Origin of the sequence: Dendronalium sp. ChiSLP03b (assembly GCF_034531165.2) — a bacterium.
Lineage (GTDB): Bacteria > Cyanobacteriota > Cyanobacteriia > Cyanobacteriales > Nostocaceae > Dendronalium > Dendronalium minutum.
The window spans coordinates 55,512-76,900 of record NZ_JAVRBR020000050.1 but is presented as its reverse complement, the minus strand read 5'-3'; the positions used below and the strand labels follow the sequence as shown (position 1 = coordinate 76,900).

The 21,389-nt window shown below is 40.9% G+C and carries 13 protein-coding genes; all 13 read right to left on the bottom strand.

Annotation, left to right across the window (positions count from 1 at the left end; translation table 11 throughout):
* Nucleotides 1-172: 172 nt before the first annotated feature.
* The 13 genes from RMY31_RS13045 to RMY31_RS12985 all read right to left on the bottom strand — a co-directional run bounded on the left by RMY31_RS13045 (nt 173) and on the right by RMY31_RS12985 (nt 21,372).
* The gene (locus tag RMY31_RS13045; protein ID WP_322657589.1) at nt 173-1,402 is read right to left on the bottom strand and encodes a hypothetical protein; all 1,230 of its coding nucleotides are present in this window, start codon (nt 1,400-1,402) and stop codon (nt 173-175) included.
* Nucleotides 1,403-1,585: 183 nt separating this feature from the next.
* A complete protein-coding gene (locus RMY31_RS13040; protein WP_322657590.1) occupies nt 1,586-3,352 on the bottom strand; it encodes an SBBP repeat-containing protein in 1,767 nt (588 codons plus the stop codon).
* 75 nt (nt 3,353-3,427) lie between these two features.
* A complete protein-coding gene (locus RMY31_RS13035) occupies nt 3,428-4,579 on the bottom strand; it encodes a beta-ketoacyl-ACP synthase III (protein ID WP_322657591.1) in 1,152 nt (383 codons plus the stop codon).
* A 76-nt stretch (nt 4,580-4,655) separates the two neighbouring features.
* A complete protein-coding gene (locus RMY31_RS13030) occupies nt 4,656-5,573 on the bottom strand; it encodes a hypothetical protein (RefSeq protein WP_322657592.1) in 918 nt (305 codons plus the stop codon).
* Between the two features lie 192 nt (nt 5,574-5,765).
* The gene (locus RMY31_RS13025) at nt 5,766-8,783 is read right to left on the bottom strand and encodes a peptidase domain-containing ABC transporter (RefSeq protein ID WP_322657593.1); all 3,018 of its coding nucleotides are present in this window, start codon (nt 8,781-8,783) and stop codon (nt 5,766-5,768) included.
* Nucleotides 8,784-8,895: 112 nt separating this feature from the next.
* Complete coding sequence (locus RMY31_RS13020) at nt 8,896-11,331, bottom strand: SBBP repeat-containing protein (protein WP_322657594.1); 2,436 nt, start codon at nt 11,329-11,331, stop codon at nt 8,896-8,898.
* 23 nt (nt 11,332-11,354) lie between these two features.
* Entirely contained in the window at nt 11,355-12,890 is a 1,536-nt protein-coding gene (locus RMY31_RS13015; protein ID WP_322657595.1) for an MFS transporter, read from the bottom strand.
* A gap of 5 nt (nt 12,891-12,895) precedes the next feature.
* The gene (locus RMY31_RS13010) at nt 12,896-14,116 is read right to left on the bottom strand and encodes an MGDG synthase family glycosyltransferase (protein ID WP_322657596.1); all 1,221 of its coding nucleotides are present in this window, start codon (nt 14,114-14,116) and stop codon (nt 12,896-12,898) included.
* Nucleotides 14,117-14,240: 124 nt separating this feature from the next.
* On the bottom strand, nt 14,241-15,806 hold the full coding sequence (locus tag RMY31_RS13005; protein WP_322657597.1) for a GMC family oxidoreductase: 1,566 nt from the start codon (nt 15,804-15,806) through the stop codon (nt 14,241-14,243).
* Between the two features lie 57 nt (nt 15,807-15,863).
* Nucleotides 15,864-16,697 carry an SDR family NAD(P)-dependent oxidoreductase gene (locus RMY31_RS13000; protein ID WP_322657598.1) on the bottom strand — a complete coding sequence of 278 codons (834 nt, stop codon included), beginning with the start codon at nt 16,695-16,697 and terminating at the stop codon, nt 15,864-15,866.
* Between the two features lie 151 nt (nt 16,698-16,848).
* The gene (locus RMY31_RS12995; RefSeq protein ID WP_322657600.1) at nt 16,849-19,137 is read right to left on the bottom strand and encodes an NAD-dependent epimerase/dehydratase family protein; all 2,289 of its coding nucleotides are present in this window, start codon (nt 19,135-19,137) and stop codon (nt 16,849-16,851) included.
* A gap of 87 nt (nt 19,138-19,224) precedes the next feature.
* A complete protein-coding gene (locus RMY31_RS12990) occupies nt 19,225-20,403 on the bottom strand; it encodes an MGDG synthase family glycosyltransferase (RefSeq protein ID WP_322657601.1) in 1,179 nt (392 codons plus the stop codon).
* A gap of 84 nt (nt 20,404-20,487) precedes the next feature.
* Nucleotides 20,488-21,372 carry an SDR family NAD(P)-dependent oxidoreductase gene (locus RMY31_RS12985; protein WP_322657602.1) on the bottom strand — a complete coding sequence of 295 codons (885 nt, stop codon included), beginning with the start codon at nt 21,370-21,372 and terminating at the stop codon, nt 20,488-20,490.
* Nucleotides 21,373-21,389: the final 17 nt, after the last annotated feature.

Here is a 21,389-nt window from a genome sequence, read left to right as displayed (position 1 = left end):
GGGAAAAAATAAGCCTCAAACCCATGTAGGGCAAGGAAAATATACCAAATACCCAAAAACGCCTGAAACCCAGATATATCAGGAAACTAGCAAAACAATTTCAAAGTCTCTGTGTATATACATTTGAGTTATTTTTCTAAGTATTTTTTGTCTAAGTCCCAATAATAAGTCTTTAACTGAACTTGATAGGAGAGCCGATAAACCTAGAGAATTGTTTCAAGAATTTGGTGTTACCTTGGATAGCCTTGTTAATCGAGCCTCCTGAAGCCATGACACGCATTTCGCGATTGATAGGCCACGTATAGTTTAGTTTGTCAAAAAACTTGCACAGATCTGATAAGAGGCGTTGGTGGTACTTCAAATTCAAATGCAAACCTTCGTGTTCGTGACAAAAACATTTCTCTATCCAATAGAGTGCTTCTAGGGCAGACATATCAAATAGAGGAGTTTGTAGTATCTTGTAAACTAAGGGTATGATAAACAGTTTATCTGGAGAAAAACTTGCAACCGCCCCAGCAGACAGCCCATTGAGAACAGTAAGTTGCATCATATAGATTGACAAATTAGCCATGAATTTCTCGTAGGCTGTTGGCTTCGGAAAGTCCTTGTACAAATCTTGAGCGATCAACTGGGAAGTTGTAGTGTGGAAAGATTCATCCAAGAAATGGTAATGAGAGACAGCCGCGGGAGCTGGAATAAATTCGCCTTTTTTCTCTAAATTCTTGAAATACTGGGAACGGGGGTGTTCTGTAAGCTTGAGAATCATATTGGCGATGAAGCGTAAGGCATAGTACTGGGAAGCCAAGAAAGGCGTACCTCCCCAATTCAAGCTAAATAAGTGTCGCAAAGGCCCAGGTGATAAACGCCCAATCAGACCCTTTTGAATCACCTGAGATTCATTCCCTGTAAGGAGGTTGCCAATTATTACCTGGCCTAGTAGACTCATCTCCGTCATGTTACCAATCGTGCGAAAGGCATGAATGTGGTGGCGTTCCTGGGAAGTTTCAACATCCAGTTCGTGGCAGAGAGTTCCGTAGTCACTCATACTGTAAAAAACGCTGCCTGTGACCTGATTGTAAAGCACTGTATTAGTTTCGCTAGCAGCAGTAAGGTTGTAACCTCCAACCCAAAAAAGATGATTGAGAGCAATCTTTTGTGACAAGGAAGCTGCTTCGTAAAGTGGGGTACCGTACAAGAGGGAAAACTCAGGTTCGCTCCAATAACAATCTCTGTTGCTGCTATAGTTAAAATTCTTATCCAACTCTGTTATTTTTTCAGTGTAATCGGATTCTGTGTTACGTCGATAGTTGATTTCAGTCAGTTTTAAATGTTTCTTGACCTTTACCTGAGGTTGGCTCGGAGATTGATTTTTTGTCTCTAATTCTTTGGTGTTATCTGTCATATATCCCTCTTAGATATTGGTATAAAATCTGAGTTATCATCTGCGGCACTCAGTAATTGGATATCAGTTACACTTCGTTCTACTCACAATGACATATCACAGCCGATGACACTTGCTTCAACGGGGTGGCTCACCGCAACTAGCTCCTCCTGACTGCTGAATCTGCTGTATTATTACTAACTCTCAAGTACTACTGAAGTCTTGCAGAGTTCCCGACTCCGAATCAAGCTTTGCGATCCAGCTATCGACAGACCCAGCATTGGTATTTCCAAAAGATCCCTCAGTAATTCCTGTAACGTAGACGTTACCAGTGTTGTCAACGCTAACACTGGTGGCGGCATCATCACCGCTAGTGCCAAACTGTTGAATCCACTGCTGGTTACCATTACTGTCATACTTAGCAATCCAGGCATCATTAGATCCAGCATTCTTTCCCCCCAAATCTTTGTCGGTATATCCCGCCAGGAAGATATTGCCATTTAAATCAACCTTCATGCTTAAGGAGGCATCATCACCGCTAGTGCCAAACTGTTGAATCCACTGCTGGTTACCATTGCTGTCATACTTAGCAACCCAAGCATCATCAGACCCAGCATTTTGTCCCCCCAAGTTGCCTAGGGTCCATCCTGTCATGTAGACATTGCTTTGACTGTCTGTACCAATCCCCCTTGGGAATTCATAATCCTTAGTGCCAAACTGTCGAATCCATTCCAACTGACCATTGTTGTCGTGCTTAGTAAGCCAGAGATCGTATAGTCCAGCATTCTTTCCTCCCAAGTCACCTAGGGTCCATCCTGTAGAGTAAATACTGCCATCATTACTGACATCAACAGCGTAAGCTTCGTCTAAAGCCGAACTCCCAAACTGTTGAAACCATTGCTGGTTGCCATTGCTGTCAAATTTGGTTACCCAAGGATCGTCCGCGTAGCCATCAGGCTGAAAAATTAGCCCATTCTGCTGTTGTTTAATACTAAATCCTGTGAGGTAGACATTGCGATCGCCATCGACCTTCATGCTAAATGAGCTATCAATCAGACCGACTCCAAACTGTTGAATCCACTGCTGATTGCCATTGCTGTCATACTTGCTTACCCAAACATCATAATTATCTTGGCCTTGATTGAAACCTTCCAAATCGCCTTTGGTTAATCCTAGTAAGTAGAAGTTATCCTTATTGTCGGTGGCAACACTAGTGGCAAAGTCAGCCTTAGAAGTACCAAACTGTTTAATCCACTGCTGATTGCCATTACTGTCATACTTGGCCACCCAGACATCATCAGACCCAGCATTGGCTCCTCCCAAAGAGTCATTAGTCAATCCTGCTACATATAGGTTGCCACAGGTATCCGTGGCTGAACTTGCAAGCAAGTCAATACCAGTAGACCCCAATTGCTGAATCTCGCCTTGTACTGGTTCTGGTGGCGTGTAACCCTCGTACTGGAAGTAGTTAGCCTCAAGACTCAAACGATCGACTCCAGGCAAAAAGGTGATGAGATCGGGTACAATTTCCTGCTTCCAAAATATCGCTGTTCCCAAAGGAGATTCTACCAGTTGGTAGTCTTCAGAGGTGCCATGTAGCTGAATGATATCTTGCTTGTAGTTAAAGTCTAAAATTAAGGCAAATTGGTTTAAACCGAAGTTGAGTCCTTTCCCATCAACATAGTATGGCTGTTTCCAATCACCAATAACAAATCTGTCATCCCAAGTAAGCTGACTGCCCTCGAATGCTCCTAGTAAGTCACTATCACCGAGCATAATATCAATTTGCTGTTCATGGGAATTATTATTACCTAAGTTATTACCAAGAAAAATATCGTTTCCAGAGCGACCCCACATCAGTTCACTGTTTTCACTCTTGAAAAGCAAGTCGCTGCCAGGTGTGGTTACATTTAAAACTTTTAAAATTTTAGGAATGATGTCACTTTCTGATGTGGTCAATCTATTTTCCATACTCAAAACTCACTCCCACCTGAAATACTCTTAAGAAAATACTTATTCTTCTTGGTCGGCATTTCGTCTGACAAATTAAATGGCTGTCAAGTGCATATAAGCGTATGAGAATCTAGCGCTCTCAGGAACTAAACAAAATATTTTATCGCCCCGTTCAACTTTGCCTGATGACATCAATTCCTCCAACATCACAAAGATAGAGGCCGAGCCTGTATTACCCTTATAGGTTAGATTAGTAAACCATTTATCAAACGGAATATGAAATCCAATTTCTACCAACTCATCGTAGAGTGACTGCTTGAAATGTTCTGATGAGTAATGGGGCAAATACCAAGTGATATCATCTGGTTTCAGGTTGTGTTTATCTCGAACTTGTGTAAAGCCTTTTTGAATTCCATACGAAACTACATTTTCGCCTAGCAATTTTGCATCCTGCTTGAGGGCAAAATAACTCTCTTGCCATACTTCTTCTGGATTTTCGACTTCCCGCCAGCCTTGTAAAGAACCATCTGCTTTTTTGATAGCTCCCATATACATACAAGTATCGAGTTCATTAGCAAAAGATATGATATCAATCCAGTCTATTCTCAGTGAAAGACCATCTTGACGAGGAGTATCTGTTATTAACACCGCAGCAGCAGCATCGGAAAGCATCCATCTTAAAAAATCCTTCTCGAAAGCTATGATAGGTTTTGTTTCTAAATCCTGAATTTTTGCTTCTATTTCTGGTTGAAAGTAAATCCCTGTAAGTGCATTCGAGACTAATTCTGACCCTGTTGTTACAGCATTTTTGGTCAATCCAGACGATACACTCATATATCCATACTTGAAGGCAGTCACTCCTGCACAACAGACACCACTTGTGGCTATAACCTCACAGGGAGGACATCCAAGCTCCCCATGCACCATGAGAGCATGGTTAGGAATAAATTGATCCGGGCCTGAGGTTCCACAGACCAAACATTCAATTTTCTCTAACGGCAAATTATAGTCTTTAGAAAGATTATGCACTGCTTCAGCTGTTAATTGTGCATTATTATGAGTTTGCTTGCCAGTCTTTGGGTCTATTGCATAATATCGAGATTTGATACCGTTGTTTTTTAGGATTCGACTTTTAGACCGAGACGGTTTTCCGTTGACTAACCCAAGAACGTTTTCAATCTCCTCATTATTTATCGGTTCATTAGGTAAAAACACTCCTATACCTGTAATGTATGCTGAAACCATAATGTCCTCCATACAAACTAACAAAATATGAAATTAACAAATGTGACTCTTTCAAAGCATGAGTTATGATTGACTTCTAACTCACACCTATTGGAGATTTTAGAACTTCAACATAAGACGCTATTTTTTTATGAATCAGCGGAGCAAAGAGAAATTGAATAACAGCGGAAAGTATCAGAACAATTGGAATAGCAAATACAAGATGAACTGCAAAGATGCAGATTATCGGTAGTCTGCTCCAACTTCCCTGTTGACCAAAAAACCGAGCTATTTTTGCCCAAGGACGGTATATTACTCGTCCAATTAGTTCTGGAATGACATAGCGTTGATTGACTTCAACAGCCCCAAGTCCATTAAATATTGGCTGATGAGAACAATCACTTAAGGCTGTAAGATTATTCGCTATCCGCTCCCCGAATCTTGATAGTGCATTAATCTCCTCATCTTTAACCCCCGCAGCAGATAATACTCCCAAAAATCTGTGTTTTTTACCCGTCAACAATGACCAGGGAGTGGTAACAAAAGTAGCCAAAGGAGGCCCTTGGTGAGTTATCACCACATTGTCAATATGAATACCTCTGACTTCAGTAATCATTTTCTTCATAGTTTCTGAGGCAGAGTGCCACATATTTCGACAGACTACTAAAGTAATAACTTTCGTATCCTGAAAAACTTTTGCATACTCGGACTTCAGAAAGCCCTGAATTGGTAAAGATGGTGCTAAAAACCAAACTTGATAAGCAAGAATTACTAGATCGAATTTGTCATCTCGATTGAATTCCGGCGGATAAATTTCTGGATATTCGCCGTTAACACATTCTGGGAAAACATCAAAAAACTTATATAGATTCCAAGGATAAGGATAATGAGATTTTGGTTTAATACACTCCCAGGTAAGCTCAATTTCTGGTGTATTGAGATATTTGGTAAAAGATTTGACTGCGCGAGCAACATCTCCCGAATGGGAGTAATAAATTATTAGTACACGTTTCATGATTTAACGCGATTAGTTAAAAAAATACTTTTCACAAAGTATCTAGGATTGCTATCAATTAGCCTACTCATTACTCTTACCGCCTATATTAGATTAATTACTTTCGTATTACAACTTATATGCAACTTCAAAACATTGTTATACAATTATATATTGTTGAAAAATGCTCTTGCAATCGCTTTCTCTTCCTCTTTACACTCCTACTACTTGTTGTTGATATAAGCAGTAATAAAGTCCTTTTAAAGCCATAAGTTCTGCATGATTTCCCTGTTCTACAATTCGTCCTTGGCTCATCATTAAAATCACATCGGCATTCTGAATTGTTGCTAACCTATGGGTAATGAAAAATACTGTCCTTCTCTGAAATACTTGTGCTAGGTTGAAACACACCTGACGTTCAGTGGCATAGTCTAAAGCACTCGTAGCTTCATCTAGAATCAAAAACGGTGGGTTTTGCAGAACAGTACGAGCGATCGCTATTCGTTGTCTTTGTCCCCCAGATAAAGCCGAACCCCTCTCACCAACACGAGTTTCATAACCGTTAGGTAAGTTCATAATAAAGTCGTGGGCACAAGCAACCTTGGCAGCTTCTACAATTTGTTCTGGCGTAGCATCGGGCATATTCAGGGCAATATTCTCTTGTACCGTAGTATCAAATAGTAAAGTATCTTGTAGCACCATACCGATTTGACGGCGCAGGGAATAGAGTTCTACCTTGCTAATGTCATAGCCATCGATTTTAATCCGACCGGAATCTAGTTCGTAGAGGCGAGCTAAGAGTTTGGTTAATGTACTTTTACCAGCACCACTTTGTCCCACAACTCCCACAAACATCCCTGCGAGAATATCAAGATGAACGTTATTGAGTTGGGGGTTAGAGTTTTTAGCGAAACTAAAGATAACATTTTCAAACTGAACAGCACCAACAATAGCAGGCATGGGAATTTGCGAAGAGGGAGAAGAGAGAAATTTATTCTTTTCTGCCACTCTTAGTTCAATTTCTTGAGGAGTATCTAAAATATCTGCTAGCCTTTCTAGAGATAATGCCGTTTGTTGGAAGTTCTGCCACAGTTGAATTAACCGTAGTAAGGGACTGGTGACATAGCCAGCGATAATGCGGAAGGCGATTAATTCTCCCAATGTGAGTTGTCCTTTTAACACCAGATATGCACCTACCCATAGCAGTAACAAACTAGAAATTTTGTTGAGGAAGTTGCTGAGGAAACTAGCAGTATTAGAAGTGAGAACATTTTGAAAACTAGCGCTAATGTAACGTGCGTAGCGAGATTGCCATTGCCAACGAGAGTTGAGTTCGATGTTTTGGGCTTTAACAGTTTGAATGCCAGAAACTACTTCTACTAAATACGATTGTGTTTCGGCATTGCGTTCGGCTTTAGTTCTAGCTTGGCTGCGAATAATTGGTGTGAAAATCAATGTGAGCAGTGCAAATAAAGGTACTGTTGCTAGTGCTACAATAGTCAGCAGCCAACTGTAAAACAGCATGACTACAATATAGATAACAGAAAAAATAGCGTCTAAAACAACGGTCAAAGCAGTACCTGTCAGAAAAGAGCGAATATTTTCTAATTCGTCGATTCGGCTTGATATTTCACCAACGGGACGCTTCTCGAAATAACGCAATGGTAAACGCAACAAATGGTCGATAACTTCTGAACCTAAAGATAAATCAATGCGATTAGTAGTATCGACAAAGAGATTGGTACGCAGCCAATTAATTACACCTTCTACCACAGCCATTGCTATGAGTAAAAAGCCTAAAACGTTGAGAGTATTAATACTGTTTTGAATGATGACTTTATCAATAATTACTTGGGTGATAATGGGATTTGATAATCCTAAGATTTGTACAAATAAAGACGCTATAAACACTTCTATCAGTACAGTGCGATGCTTTTTAATCGCAGGCAGAAACCACGATAAACCAAATCGCTTTTTGGGAGTTTCTTTGGTTGGTTCTAGAAGTAGTACTTGTCCTTCTTCTCCCCAAGTTTCCATAAAATCTGCTGGCTTTTTACGGACAATGCCTTGTTCTGGAATGGCAATAATTAATTCTTTTGCTGTGGCTTTGTAGAGAAGAGCAAAACTATCTTGCCAAGGAATCAGGGCAGGAGTTGGTAGTTTAGAGATTGCAACAGCAGGAACGCTAACTAGTTGTGAGGTAAGTCCCATTAATTCTGCCAAGGCACCGCATAATTGCATGGAAATACTACCCGTGCGCTTTTGATTGTTGACTAAGGCGCGGCGTAGGACATCTTGACGAAATGGCATTCCTAGGTGTTGCGCGACCATTTGAAAACAAGCAAGAGTGCCTTCTACAGCGCCGCGACCTGATATGTGGGGATATTTGACTTGTGCTTTGTGAGTTTCTTCTGGTTCTTCTGGGTATTCTGGGGCGAAAGGAACACGATCCCATTCCAGGGAGGGCGAGAGTGACAAAGTGTGGGAGTGAGGGAGGGAAAAAGAAGGGTCAGTAAAACCGATTAAACGAACTTTGCCAGTGATGTAAGCTTGCGCTTCGGCAAAGTTAAGGCGATCGCCCACAATATAATTAGAACCTGAACTACTAACTAGCCATAAAAGGTTAGGGTCTAGCTGTTGCAGAGATGTTTTACCAGAGGGTAAGTTGAGGATAGTAGTTTGACGTGCAGCCGCTATAGCTAGTTCTTTGAGATTGTCTGGACTCTGACCGCGGCGTTCTAATTCCGCACCCAACAAATCAAAAACTTCAATTAAGCTGCAAGAGTTGCGGAAATATGCAGCGAATCCTGATGAGGATTTGGGGATATGGGATGAGTTTTTGCCCCATCTGTTTATTTCCCCATCTTCTTGGAGTAGTGCCATAAAATCGGCTGCTTTCATCGCCAAACAAAGGGTTTCACACGAAGCGATCGCAGTTTCACAAGGAACGCCACGCACCAAGCTTGTCCAGCCGAGGATGTCTCCTGGTTTTAGTAGTTGCAGAGTTTCTGGAGTGCTAGCACCAGGAGCATGTGCCAATAAACGGGCTTGTCCCTGGTAAAGAATAATGACGTTAGTCGGAAGGGTTTCTTGTATGATAATTCCTTGACCCATCCGATAGCGCCGAGGTTCGAGTTTGGCGGCGATGCGATCGATAGTAGTTGTATCTAAGCGATCGAATGGACAGATACTAGCAAGGAATTCTCGAATGGTTGCAGTGCTTTGTGTCATCTTATAGCAATTTGGGATTTTAGATTTTGGATTAAAAGTCCTTATTAAAAGGCTGGGTATTGGGGATTAGGTATAGGTCTGTAGTTATTCCCCGTGTCCCCGTGTCCCCAGTTCAACTAATAATCTGGAAGTCTACTGCACTCAGACTGGGATTTCCATCTAAAGTTGCAAACAAACCACCACTACCAAAACCAGAAGCAAGACCATTTTCGTTATAGAACAAACTGCCATCTGTAGAGTTGTAAACAATCGCCGCATAGCTACTTTTAGCATCGGCACCGTTGGAGACTGTGGCAAAATCTAAGTCTGTCAGAGAGTTAAAAGCTGCTCCAATGGAATTTTTCAGAACAGTAAAGGTATTCGTATTCAAAAGAATCTTATCGGCAGTAGATGTGAAGTCCGTAATTTTATCTGTGCCAAGGTCACTTGTAACAAAAGGTTTGCCTGTATCAAATACGAAAGTATCGTTACCTATACCGCCAGTGAGCGTATCATTACCATAGCCACCAACAAGCGTGTCATTACCAGAGCCGCCAATCAGCAGGTCATTACTCTCTTTGCCATCAATGACATCACTGCCATCCTCTCCATTAATTTGATCTTTGCCAACAGTACCGAGTAGGCGATCGCTGTTGGCAGTACCAACAACTGGATTGATTTCTGGAGAGAAGGATGGATTAAATGTTAGCAGAGTGCCTGTATTAGCATCGAGCTTAGCTATCCAACTATCCATTGCTCCTGCATTAATCCCACCAAGAGAGCCTTCAGTAAATCCTGTAGCGAAGATATTACCAGCATTGTCAACACTAACATCTGTACCGTAGTCAAGTTGTGCAGATCCAAACTGTTGAATCCAACGTTGGTTACCATTAGAGTCATAAGAAGCTACCCAACTATCGAAATCCCCAGCATTCACACCTCCTAAGTTACCGTTGGTGTATCCAGTTAAATAGATATTGTTATTTGAGTCGACTGCTAGACCCTTCACGTAGGAACCATCATCGCCGCTAGTACCAAACTGACGTACCCATTGTTGGTTACCATCAGGAGAATACTTAGCCAACCAAATATCATAAGACCCTTGATTTGTTCCTCCTAAATCTCCTGTAGTCCATCCTTTAACGTAGATGTTGTTTTGGCTGTCAGTTGCAACACCCCATGAATAGTCAATACCTTGATTTTGACTGCCAAACTGTTGAATCCACGCCACTTGACCGCTGGTATCCACCTTTGCCAACCAGGCATCGTACTTCAAAAGCTGTCGAGACGGATCTGACTCTTGGACTAAGCCTTGACTCCATCCTGTAACGTAGGTGTTACCATTGCGATCGATGGCAAGGTCATAAGATTCGTCAAAATAATAACTTCCAATCAGCGTAAACGACTTTTGGTTACCATTACTGTCGAACTTAGTTACCCAAGTATCATCTTGAACAGCAAAACTGAAGATGTCTGTTCTTTCATTGTTTTTAATTCCTAATCCCGATAAGTAGATGTTGCCTTGTTCATCTACATCAAGACCAAAGGCAGGATTAGAATAAGCAGTTAAATCAGCTCTAAACTGCTTACCCCACAACAGATTTCCATTGTTGTCATACTTAGCTAGCCAAGCATCTTGATATTCTGATTGCTTGGTTGAAAATAAATCGCCCCCCGTGGTTCCCGCTAGGTAGAAGTTACCGTCCTTATCTGTGGCGAGGGCATAGGCTATGTCAGCATCGGCAGAACCAATCTGCTTACCCCACAATCGATTGCCATTGTTGTCATACTTAGCTACCCAGGCATCTGTCAAACCTTGATTGGGTCCTTGCAAAGAACCGCTGGTAGAGCCTGTGAAATATACATTACCCGCAGGATCGACAGCAGTATCATAACTGAAATCGATACCGATACTCCCCCATTGCCCAATCTTTTCTGGCGCTAGTTTTGTTTCTGATTTTGTATCAACAAACTGAAAATATTTGTCCTGTAGATTTAAATCTGCTTCAGGAGGTGAAATCAGAAAAGCAACCAAGTCAGGTGTTCCCTGTTGCAGAGAAAAGATCGCCTTTCCAATTAAAGGTTGGTTGAGTCCTGAGATTTCTAATCCATTAATTGCTACTAATGAATAATCTTCCGGTTTACCGTGCAGCTGTATGGTGTCACTATTTGGATCGAAATCATAAATTACAGCAAACTCGTTAAAACCAAGGGTGTTGGTTGTAATTAAATTGTAGGGGTTACCACTATTATCTGTATAGTAGGACTGATTTGCATCTCCAAGAACAAATCTGTCTGACCCAACCGATGGTATTTTGTTATTTAGTATTGATAGTAAATTACCTTGGGTGATATCAGTTATAGTTTGAAATTCTTGTGCAGAGTTATCAAATATGTCACCAAACAAAACATCAATATCTTGCCTACCAACATTACTTGCACCAGGATCGTAACCATAAATAACATCATTTCCAGCACGACCGAAAATGCCTTCAAAGTTGGCTTCGGGATCTCCGGTGACTATATCGCTGCCAGGAGTCCATAATGAAATGAGAAATTGCTGATCCATTTTATTTAAGTTCTTTGACTGATTTAAATTTTTTCGACTTTTTTAGTAGCTTCGTTTGCAGTTAACCCTACAAATGCCAAAATCAAAAATGCTCCTGCTAGCAGGGCAAAGCTAGCCACTAGCACAACTGCGTGGAGACCAGAGATGAATGCATTACTCATGATTTGATGCAAAGCAGAGGGAGTGATGCTGGCTGGGAGGTTAATAGGGAATTGAGTTCCACCATGCAAAGCATAGGTAATGACTGTGTCTTGGAGGTTTGAAGGTAAATTCCAAGCAGAGAGCGATCGCTTCAAGTCTGAGGCTAGCCGTTGTGTAAAAATTGTTCCCTGTAGAGAAATTCCCAAGACACCACCGAGACGGGCACTGGTGTTGAGTACTGCTGAAGCAATTCCCGCTTGTGCCCTAGGTGCAGAACTCATTGCTGCTGCTGTTAAGGGCGCGATTGTCAAGCCACTACCGAAGCCACAGAGAACAAGGTTCCACCAGATTGCTGCATATTCGGTATTGCTACTAATTCTGATAAACGAAAATGTCGCCAAGCTCGCCACTATCAATCCTGTAGTGACTGTAAAGCGCCACCCTAGCTGAGCAGCAAACCATCCAGAAACCAGCGATGCGATGACAAAAGCTGCATTCATCGGTAGGAAGCGCAGACCCGCTGCTGCTGCCGAATACCCTTGCAGTTGCTGCAAGAACAAGCTGAAAATGAACAACAAACTGATGATGGTGAAGAATATTAAAACCTGAACGACATTAACTACAGCAAAAGTTGAGTTTTTAAACAATTTTAGTGGCAGCATCGGGTGGCTGCTGCGGGACTCAACAAGCAAAAATACTAGAAAGCTCAATCCAGTGAATAGCAACAGACAGATAGTAAGTGGTGATTGCCACGCCTCAGCATTACTCTCGGTCAGTGCATAGGTAAGTGAAGCCAGCAAGATGATACTCAGCAATAACCCTGGTACATCTATACTCTGCTTGCTCGGATTTGCAACTTCTTTAACAACACAGGAGGTCACGCAAAAAGCGATCGCGCCGAGTGGTACATTCAGAAAGAAAACGCTCTGCCACCCCAAAAGATCCACAAGTAGTCCGCCTAACATCGGGCCAGCAACCAGAGCAAGTCCTGATATTGCAGACCAGATAGCGATCGCTTTCATTTTCTGCTTTGGGTGAGAGAAGGTATCAGCGACGATAGCAAGAGAACTGGGCACTAGGGCAGCAGCACCAATTCCTTGAAAAGTTCGCCCAGCAATCAAAATACTCAAATTGGGGGCCAGACCACAAACTGCGGAGGCGATCGTGAAAATGACCAGTCCTGTAAGAAAGATTCGCTTGCGCCCATAAATATCTCCTAGTGTGCCACTCGTCAGCACCAGACTAGCTGCGGGCAGAGTGTAGGCATTGAGAATCCACTGCAATCCTGACACACCAGCGCCCAAATCGATCTGAATCTTGGGGAGTGCTAAATTCACAACGGTGTCGTCGAGATAGGACATAAAGAGGGCGAAACACATCGCCGCCAGTATCATAGCTTTCACACGAGCTTGATTCATCGCTTTTACAACCTCGGCTCAAGAGCTTCTGCCACTGTTGTCTTATAGCTAGTAGCAAGAATCTTTTGCAAGATATCAGGAATTTCAAACACCGCTCGATTATCTACAGCAGCAACATTCGCACGGTAACGAGCAAAATTTTCCGGCTGAAGAAACTGCTCAACTGCAACAGCAATATTCCGAAAACTGGGGATAACTAAACCTACTTCCTGCTGTTGAATCCAGTCTGTGTTGTATCGTTCGTGTATGAGTGTGGCAAAATTACGTTCCACAATTACTGGTAGCTTCATCACTAACGCCTCGCTGATGCTACCCGGACCTGGTTTACCAATAAAAAAATCGGCAAGATGCATATAGTAAGGTATATCTTCAGTAAAGGTGGTAACAAACCTCTTCTGCATACCTGGATTCTCCCGTAGAGCCAAAGCTAGTTCTTGATTGCGTCCGCACAGAAAGATCAGTTGAAGTTTTTGTTGAAAACACTCCAGACGCTTGGCAATTTCTAGCATTACTTTGGAGCCATGACCACCGAATAATACAATTCCAGTGGGACAGTCTGGGTCTAAACCCAAACGTTGCCTCTCAATACGGCGATCGCTACACATAGGTTCGTAAAAACGAGGGTGAATTACCATTCCCGAAGTTTTGATAATCCGCTCTGGTTTCACTCCCAGATCGCGAGCTTGCTCAACTGCTTTTTCAGTTCCACAAACCACATAATTGTCTGTTTTTGGTTCTATCCAAAACGCAGGCGGAAAATCAGCAAAATCTATCATAATTGTCACTAAAGGCGTACCTGGCTGTACCCTCTGCAAACTTTCCCCTAGTCCTTTATTACACATAGTTACTAGAGAAATTACTAAATCTGGCTGTTGTTCGCGCCAGTAGTTCTCAAAAAATCTGACACCAAGATCGTAATTTAATCTGAGAAGTAGTTGAGAAAGGCGCATCTTCAGAGGCCAAATCCATGTCCAGCCACTTTTCAGCATCAGATTGTACAATTCATGTCCAGAAAATCCCAATAACTTATAGGCATTCGCTGTCTTTTTTCGTTCTGATAAGCTATCTGCTATTTCGTCTATATCGGTTACATTGAGATGCCAAGGTAGTTTTTGCCGCTCAATGATTGAACGTAGCGCATTATACGTAGCATAATGCCCTCCACCACCCTTGCCGACGATAATATTAATCAATATCTTTTTTTTTAGATATGATGGCGATCGCATTTCCATAAGCTCCTATCTACTTACTGTTGTTTAGTAGATGTTATTTTTTTTATTCCTATGGTGTTAAGTGTCAGGAAAAACCTGAACCGGACGCAAAGCATCATCTGGAATTTGAAATCTTATCTTAAGCAGCCTGTCCCGTTTGAAGTTGGTAGCCTTGTACATCACAATTCAGTCTTGCAAGCAGATGCTCTCCGACCCGCAAAGCGTTCGCTATAATCGTTAGCGTTGGGTTCAAAGCCGCACTGGATGGGAAAAAACTACCATCAACAATGTAAAGGTTATCAACATCATGGGTGCGACAATTTAGATCGAGTACAGAAGTTTTGGGATCTTCTCCAAAACGGCACGTACCACATTGATGACCAACGGCTTCCAAAGAGACTTTTGTAGTCACATAAAATGAAAATGGCTCAATAGACTTTAATACTTGATTCCAGCGATTGATTAAGCGATTAAATGCTTCTTCATTGTTATTAGTATAATCGAGAAAAATTTTCTCATCCTTAATACGCACTCGATTGTTGGGATCTGGCAAGTCTTCAGTAATCAGGAACCAAGCAACAGCACGATTGTTTATTGCCCTATACATTATTTTGGGTATAAAAGGTGGTCCATTCAAAGCAGCTCTATCTTCAGAAATAGTGCCGAGCGACTGCACGTTTCCCATTGGGTAAGCAAAATCTTTCTCTCCCCAATAAAAATCATTGATAGAAAGCGTTTTGGGATAAGCTATCGGATTGGATTTTATGCTCATAACTGCAACCGATGCCATCTTATGCATCATGTAATAACGTCCTACCAAATCAGAACTATTGGCTAATCCATTCGGATGCTGGTCATTAGCCGATCTGAGCAACAATACTGCTGAATTAATTGCACCACATGCAACAACAACTATATTCCCAGAGAACATTTGACGCTGACCTCCGATTTCAGCTTCCACAACCGTGACCTCACGACCCGATGCACTCATATGCAGACGCAAAACTTTTGCTTCGGTTATCAAAGTCAGATTGGGATATAGCATTGCTGGACGTACACAGTTAATGTCAGCATCAGCTTTGGCATTGATAAAACATGGAAAGCCATCGCAAGTATTACAACGAATACAAGCGCTTAAAAAACGATTCACTTCATTTAGCTTGATACCAAGCGGCTGATAAGAGGGATGAAAGCCCTTATTCTTGAGAGCATCATGGATTCGTTGCATGTAGGGTTCATGGCTGATTGGTGGAAAGGGATAATCTTCATTGCATGGAGGTTCGGTCGGATCAAGACCTCGCTGACCGTGTACGTCATAGAGTCTTTCAGCCTGAGCGTAGTAAGGCACAAAATCTCGATACTTCAATGGCCATTCTGGAGAAATACCATCTTTATGAATGACTTGTTCAAAATCTCGCTCGCGAAATCTGTACAGCGCGCTACCATAAAATTTGGTGTTGCCGCCAACGTAATAGTGTGTGTATGGATGGACTGGTCTGCCTTGTTTGTCAAACCACACTTCAGAAGTTTGATAGCACTTTTTTCGTTCGACTTCTTTAGGGTTCCAATTTGCTTTTTCTTTGGGAAGAAAAGTACCTCGCTCTAAAACCAAAACTTTCTTGCCACTGGGTGCTAAAACACGTGCTAAAGTTCCACCACCTGCACCCGTACCAATAATGATGACATCGTAATGCTTGTTAACCATTTTGCTTTGTTTTTAAAGTAAGTTGTGTATTAACCAAGTAAGGAACTTGAGTTCAACTTAATTTTTTACAATATTCTCAGCTTGCATTTGCTTTTTTGCACAGTTTTGGTTCAGATTTACCACACCAAGCTGTCGAAAAATCCTATCTCCAAACTGTGGAGATAGTTGTGTAATTGCAGAGAAGATTTTGGAACTAGTTCCATCGAGTATCACTTCTTTTTGGTTTTGTTTAATAGATTGAAGTACTGCATTTGCCACTTCCGTTGGTTGAGCAACACGCATTCCATTGGGCGCTGAAACCCCAAGCGCACGAAACATTCCTGCATCCGTATATCCAGGACAAATCGCTGAAACCCCTATATTGGTATCAGCTAATTCCTGCCGTATCGCATCTGACCACATAATCAAACCAGCTTTACTAGCTGAGTAAATGCTGTTGTAAGGCGCTCCCTTCTTGCCAGATCCAGAGGCAATATTCACAATGTGACCGTTATTGCGACCTAACATACTTGGCAGTACTAAACGTGTTAATTCCATTGCTGCCAGCAGATTAGTCGTCAATATGGATTGGATATCTTGTAATGAGTAATCATGAAAAGACCGGAATTTTTCTATTGCAGCATTATTAATCAAAATATCGATGTGACCTGCAAATTTGGTAATTTTCTCTACTAGCAGTGGTAATTCTTCTAATTTTTGAATGTCAAATGAAATACTTATCCCTTTACTACCTGTAGCTTTGATTTCAGCACATATCCGATCTAGTCCCTGCTGAGAACGAGAAATACTGACTAAGTTTACCTGCTCTTTTGCTAAAGCACGGGCAATGTATACTCCAATCCCACCTGAAGCACCAGTCAAAACTACTGTTTTACCTGCTATATTTCTCATTATTTTACGCTCCTGCTTTGCATTTGGATTAATCATATAAATGATTGTTTGCGCTTTAATTCAATACAGAGGAAGAAAAACGTTCAGAACATCATCAAATTAACGAAATAGCTACCTGATTTTACGCGAAACTTAATGAGTTAAGAGAGGGTTAAGGATTAAAAAATTTGTCAAGATAAGGATTGTTGAAAATGCCATTTGGATCTAACTCTTGGTGTAATTGAATGAAATCATCCCATTTTTCATATTGTTGCTTTAGATATTCTCGATCCGCTGATATGTGTTTACCCCAATGACAACGAAAATGAAATGGCCGAAGTAATTCAATTATTTCCTCAAAAAAATCACCTGAGTAAGGATATTCCCAAAATCCTAACCAACAGATATCTTGTTTATAGGCAGGACTTAACCAGAAATCTTCTTTAGCAGCACAACGAATATGGATGTAAGTGTTGGGGTATTTCTGGGTTTGATGAAAATGATTTCGGAGGACGGTGAGTGCAGCAGTTGCTTGTATATATGGAATGGCAATCTCCATCTCATGCATGGAAATTGGATCGTCAAGCATGGGTTCAAAATGAGTTAATACAAAATCGCTTCTACCGGATGGGCAAGCGTATAATGTTCTTTCATGTTGTTGTATACTCCATTGTTGAAGCCAATTAAATCTGCCAGAACGAAAAAGACGCAGCATTAATTTAGTAGCGAATTTTTCTACCATCCGTTTTAGTTTCGTCTGTACAATAGGATTCCATTCTCCATGCTGCTTTACCGCTTCCACATCTGCATTTATTAATAATACCTGGGCATTATCTGTAATGGGTGCGTACTTTATGTCTACATGCTGATTGTTTTGATGAATTTCGTGAAATCTCTGAAGTAGAGAATCCATCGACATAGGATAATTTTTAGATTTTAAATAAAATGCTGGAACACAGTTGAATGTTACAGTGGAGATAATTCCAAACAATCCCATTGAAATAACTATTGCATGAAATATCTCTTGCGAGCAATCGACTTGTAAAACACTTCCATCCGCTCGAACGATCCTTAAAGTACGAACGTAACTACTGAGACTTTTATAGTGGAGGGAACTACCATGAGTACCTGTAGAAATAGCTCCAGATACTGTTTGTTTATCGATTGCTCCAAGTATTGGTAATGCTAAGTTATGTTTTGCCAAAATTTCATTAAGTTCCCAAATCTTTATTCCTGCTTGTACGGTTACAAGGGAACCTTCAATCTTAACAAGATTTTTGTATTTATCGAGAACTATGCACACACCATCTGTTGATGGTACAGGAGCAAGAGAGTGTAGAGAACCTATAGCTCTAACTTTCAGACCTTGTTGTACTGCTTCTTGAATTATCTGGACTATTTCTTCTTCTGTAGTAGGGTGAAGTACTACGTAAGGATAAAAACTGTAGAGTGGAACTGCACCTTGAAAAGCATGACGTTTTGCAGGAACATAATGCTCAGTCCGAAGCCAAAATTCCGTCTTTAACATACCTATTATAAGAGGAACTTGTGGAGTATAACCTAATAGTTCCTTTGCTTTTGTAGATGGATATTTTTCTGATTTTTCATGAAGTTCAAAATACCACTTTAAACTTTTTCCCAATTCTTTATGAATGCTGGCGACACTCGCCACAACATTCGCCATTTCCTTGGAAATATGTTGAATAGACCGTTGTAGCATCCGACCATAATAAGAATAAAGTTCTTTACATGTTATGCTCTCTCCTCCTATATTGAATATTTCTCCATTAGCTTTTGTAGAGCGAGCTGCTAAAAGTATAGCTCTGACGACATCATCTACATATACAACATCCAGCAGTCCTTCTCCATCTCCGAATATAATTGGTAACCCTTTTTGAATTATATTTAGAGGTGTCATAGTATATGAATTTATTGCTGGCCCATAAACACAGGTGGGACGCAAGATTACGTATTCTAAATTGTGCTTTTTCGCTACTTCCTTGAGCACTGTTTCAGCACGCAACTTTGTCAGGCAGTATAACTCCATTGTTGGATATTCAATAGTTGTAAGCTCTTCTGTGTAGACTTTCTCTGGATTTGGGGTACTACTATATACAGCTATAGAGCTTATATGGATAAATCTTTGACAACCTGACTTTACAGCAGCTTGTGCCAGCCTCCGAGTTCCTTCCACATTAACTTCATGTGCTTGTTCTGAAGACAAACTACCAGTAAGTGCCGCACAATGAAAAACAAATTCAGTTCCAGCCACTAACTGCATAAGCGATTCTTCATTTCTTAAATCGCCCAATATAATTTGACATCCTCGCTTCTTCCATTCATCAGTTGTAGTATTTTCTTTTCTAAAAAGAGCCTTGACGTAAAAGCTCTCTAATAGATGTTTCAATAAGTTTTGACCGATACCACCGCTTCCCCCAGTTACACATACTATTTTCTTCATGATTTTTTGCTTTACACTTATTGCTGAACAACTTCCACTGAATACTTATGGAAGGTAAGCAGCTAAGCACAGTGTTTTAAACATAAATTAAACGGTTGAGGATAATTGATTACAAATGTCAACGTTTGGAGAAAGGGTAACTGATGAGAAGGGGTTTTTAATAATGCTTTCCAAAATATCAGCAACTTCAAATACAGCCCGATTTTTGTAAGCTGCGACATTAGACCGATAGCGAGCCAAGTTTTCAGGTTGAATTAGCTCTGCCACGGCTGTTTTTATATCGCGAAAATGATCGACTACAATGCCAAATTCATGATTCACAAGCCACTGAGTGCTAGCCCGTTCCTGAAACAGTGTCAAGGCATTGCATTCTGTAATTACTGGCAGTTTCATTGCCACAGCTTCGCTCAGACTACCAGGGCCTGGTTTACCAATGAAGAAATCAGATAAATACATATAGTAAGGAATTTCATTGGTAAAATTTTCAACGTACCGAGGCAAGCGACTTTGACTGTGGCGCAGAATGTTTGCTAGTTTTTCATTACGTCCACAGATAAAAATAAGCTGTATCTTTAACGACGATTGTTCTAGACACTGGGCAATCTCTATCATTGCATTTGAGCCGTAACCACCAAACATGATTAATGCTGTGGGTAAATTCGGTTCTAAACCTAAACGTTGTCTCTCAACTTGACGATTTACAGTAATGTGTTCGTAAATTTGAGGGTTAATTACCATTCCTGAAATAGGGTAAATTTGCTCTTTCTTATAACCTAATTTTTGAGCTTGTTCAACCATCTGTTCAGTGGGACAAATTAAGAATTGCTTTTGCGATTCTATCCAAAAGTTAGGAGGACAATCTACAAAATCTATAGGAAGCGTAACAAAGGGTATATTGGGTGATACTGCCTGTAAACTTTCATAAAGTAGCCGATTGATATATGGCAGCAATGAAACTACTATATCAGGCTGATGCTGCTGCCAGTATTTTTTAAAACGTGCTAACCAAGCAAAATGCCAAAGGCGTATTTGTAACTTAAACAAGGGAACCAATAAAGGCTCACTAATAATTTTTGCCCAGTTTTTTTTGAGTATCAGATTATTATAAACATCCTGTGGAGCAGTCATCCCAATGATTTCTTTAAAAGCATCGACTATATGAATTTCCCAAGGCAAATTCCGTTTCTCGATAATTTTTTGTAAAGCATTGGCAGTGCTGCGATGACCTCCGCCTAAATCATAAATCATCAAATATACTTTCTTCATGGCTTTCTTTTTCCATTTGCTTTTTATTTTAGTTAGGGACAATCTTTTACAAGTAGGTCAGCCTACTCATTTAATAGGCTTTATTCATTTGTCTATTTTCGCGGTAACTATTGATCTATTCCCACTAGGCTCAAACCCAACTTGCATTTGATTTTCGATGCGTAGTTGATTGAGTTTAGCGACTCCCATCCACTGGTAAACTGTATCTCCAAATCGTGGAAAAATTTGCCACAGTGCCATTAATAGCTTTGTCATACCTGCTATTATGGGATCTTGATTGACGATCGCTTCCACCTGGTTTTGCTGAATAGCCCGTATAACTGCATTAGCCACATCTGCTGTCTTAGATATACCCGCTAACCTTGGTGCAGGTACGCCAGTATCAGCAAACATTCCTTGACCAGAAATATATCCCGGACAAATGGCCGAAACCTTTACACCAGTATCCACTAGTTCTTGTCTGAGAGAATCACCCCACATCAGCAAACCAGCTTTACTAGCAGAATAAATGCTGTCATAGGGAGATCCCTTTTTACCAGCCAGAGAAGCGATATTAACAATATGACCTCTTCTCTGGCGTAACATTGTTGGCAGTAGCAAACGACATAATTCCATTGCAGACATTAAGTTTACCGTTAATACAGACTGCATCTCTGCTATGGAGTAATCTTGAAACTTTTTGTATATTTCTAGACCGGCGTTGTTGATTAAAACATCAATGGAACCTGCAAGGTGATTGATTTGCTGAATAAGGATTGGTAAATCTTCTAGCTTACTTATGTCAAAGGGAATGCCAATCCACTTACCTCCTAAAGCTTTGACTTCAGCAGATACTTTATCCAACCCTTCTTGCGATCGCGAAACACCAACTATGGTTGCCTTTTCTTTTGCTAAAGCACGAGCAATAAACATTCCAATACCGCGTGATGCACCTGTCAAAAGTACCGTCTGACCTGCAATAATTGTCATAATTCTAGTGCTGAGTT

What these genes read in the sequence shown, in the direction of transcription:
- RMY31_RS13020 (WP_322657594.1), bottom strand. Translation starts at nt 11,331, where the DNA reads ATGGATCAGCAATTTCTCATTTCATTATGGACTCCTGGCAGCGATATA.
- RMY31_RS13040 (WP_322657590.1), bottom strand. Translation starts at nt 3,352, where the DNA reads ATGGAAAATAGATTGACCACATCAGAAAGTGACATCATTCCTAAAATT.
- RMY31_RS13005 (WP_322657597.1), bottom strand. Translation starts at nt 15,806, where the DNA reads ATGGTTAACAAGCATTACGATGTCATCATTATTGGTACGGGTGCAGGT.
- RMY31_RS12995 (WP_322657600.1), bottom strand. Translation starts at nt 19,137, where the DNA reads ATGAAGAAAATAGTATGTGTAACTGGGGGAAGCGGTGGTATCGGTCAA.
- RMY31_RS12985 (WP_322657602.1), bottom strand. Translation starts at nt 21,372, where the DNA reads ATGACAATTATTGCAGGTCAGACGGTACTTTTGACAGGTGCATCACGC.
- RMY31_RS13015 (WP_322657595.1), bottom strand. Translation starts at nt 12,890, where the DNA reads ATGAATCAAGCTCGTGTGAAAGCTATGATACTGGCGGCGATGTGTTTC.
- RMY31_RS13010 (WP_322657596.1), bottom strand. Translation starts at nt 14,116, where the DNA reads ATGCGATCGCCATCATATCTAAAAAAAAAGATATTGATTAATATTATC.
- RMY31_RS13000 (WP_322657598.1), bottom strand. Translation starts at nt 16,697, where the DNA reads ATGAGAAATATAGCAGGTAAAACAGTAGTTTTGACTGGTGCTTCAGGT.
- RMY31_RS13045 (WP_322657589.1), bottom strand. Translation starts at nt 1,402, where the DNA reads ATGACAGATAACACCAAAGAATTAGAGACAAAAAATCAATCTCCGAGC.
- RMY31_RS12990 (WP_322657601.1), bottom strand. Translation starts at nt 20,403, where the DNA reads ATGAAGAAAGTATATTTGATGATTTATGATTTAGGCGGAGGTCATCGC.
- RMY31_RS13025 (WP_322657593.1), bottom strand. Translation starts at nt 8,783, where the DNA reads ATGACACAAAGCACTGCAACCATTCGAGAATTCCTTGCTAGTATCTGT.
- RMY31_RS13030 (WP_322657592.1), bottom strand. Translation starts at nt 5,573, where the DNA reads ATGAAACGTGTACTAATAATTTATTACTCCCATTCGGGAGATGTTGCT.
- RMY31_RS13035 (WP_322657591.1), bottom strand. Translation starts at nt 4,579, where the DNA reads ATGGTTTCAGCATACATTACAGGTATAGGAGTGTTTTTACCTAATGAA.